We start from the raw sequence: 1,034 nt of genomic DNA, 5'->3' as shown, positions 1-1,034 counted from the left end.
TTATCTAGTTTTGAGGGTACAAAAATTATGATAAAAAACTTCTAAAAAAGTTATTGACTTTAGTAGAAAGTTTGATATAATAATTAATGTCCTAAAGAAAAGAATCAAGTGATGATAGCGAAGAGGTCACACCCGTTCCCATACCGAACACGGCAGTTAAGCTCTTCAGCGTCGATGGTAGTTGGGGGTTTCCCCCTGTGAGAGTAGAACGTCGCTTGGTTTGATGGAGGATTAGCTCAGCTGGGAGAGCACCTGCCTTACAAGCAGGGGGTCGGCGGTTCGAGCCCGTCATCCTCCACCATATGCCGACTTAGCTCAATTGGTAGAGCAACTGACTTGTAATCAGTAGGTTGGGGGTTCAAGTCCTCTAGTCGGCACTCTTTATGAGCCATTAGCTCAGTAGGTAGAGCATCTGACTTTTAATCAGAGGGTCGAAGGTTCGAATCCTTCATGGCTCACCATTTTCTAAAAAGAAAATATTTGCGGGTGTGGCGGAATTGGCAGACGCGCTAGACTTAGGATCTAGTACTTCGGTGTGGGGGTTCGAGTCCCTTCACCCGCACCATTTATAATTTATAAGCAGTATACGCGGAAGTAGTTCAGTGGTAGAATACAACCTTGCCAAGGTTGGGGTCGCGGGTTCGAGCCCCGTCTTCCGCTCCACATATGCTGCCGGGGTGGTGGAATGGCAGACACACAGGACTTAAAATCCTGCGGGGGTTGACCCCGTGCCGGTTCGAGTCCGGCCCTCGGTACCATTTATAATATGCGCCCGTAGCTCAATTGGATAGAGCGTTTGACTACGGATCAAAAGGTTATGGGTTCGAGTCCTTTCGGGCGCGCCATATTACGGGAAGTGGCTCAGCTTGGTAGAGCACCTGGTTTGGGACCAGGGGGTCGCAGGTTCAAATCCTGTCTTCCCGACCATTTCAATAAGGGGCCTTAGCTCAGCTGGGAGAGCGCCTGCCTTGCACGCAGGAGGTCAGCGGTTCGATCCCGCTAGGCTCCACCAATAGATGATCTTTGAAAACTAA

The 1,034-nt window shown here is 49.4% G+C and carries 9 tRNA genes and 1 rRNA gene; all 10 read left to right on the top strand.

The features are described from left to right. Nucleotides 1-104: 104 nt before the first annotated feature. A 5S ribosomal RNA gene (gene rrf, locus COC46_RS20530) occupies nt 105-220 on the top strand. A 5-nt stretch (nt 221-225) separates the two neighbouring features. Next, a tRNA-Val gene (locus COC46_RS20525) sits at nt 226-301 on the top strand. Between the two features lie 3 nt (nt 302-304). Beyond that, nucleotides 305-377, top strand: a tRNA-Thr gene (locus tag COC46_RS20520). Nucleotides 378-385: 8 nt separating this feature from the next. Continuing rightward, nucleotides 386-461: transfer RNA gene (locus COC46_RS20515), tRNA-Lys, on the top strand. Between the two features lie 21 nt (nt 462-482). Further along, a tRNA-Leu gene (locus COC46_RS20510) sits at nt 483-565 on the top strand. Between the two features lie 23 nt (nt 566-588). Then, nucleotides 589-663: transfer RNA gene (locus COC46_RS20505), tRNA-Gly, on the top strand. A gap of 8 nt (nt 664-671) precedes the next feature. Next, nucleotides 672-758, top strand: a tRNA-Leu gene (locus COC46_RS20500). Nucleotides 759-768: 10 nt separating this feature from the next. Next, a tRNA-Arg gene (locus COC46_RS20495) sits at nt 769-845 on the top strand. A 5-nt stretch (nt 846-850) separates the two neighbouring features. Next, nucleotides 851-927, top strand: a tRNA-Pro gene (locus COC46_RS20490). Nucleotides 928-936: 9 nt separating this feature from the next. Beyond that, nucleotides 937-1,012 (top strand) — tRNA-Ala (locus tag COC46_RS20485). The last annotated feature ends 22 nt before the right edge of the window (nt 1,013-1,034 follow it).

This window comes from Bacillus sp. AFS041924 (genome assembly GCF_002577195.1).
Classification (GTDB): Bacteria; Bacillota; Bacilli; order Bacillales; family Bacillaceae_G; genus Gottfriedia.
The sequence above is the reverse complement of the archived record's forward strand: the minus strand, read 5'-3'. Positions and strand labels throughout refer to the sequence as shown.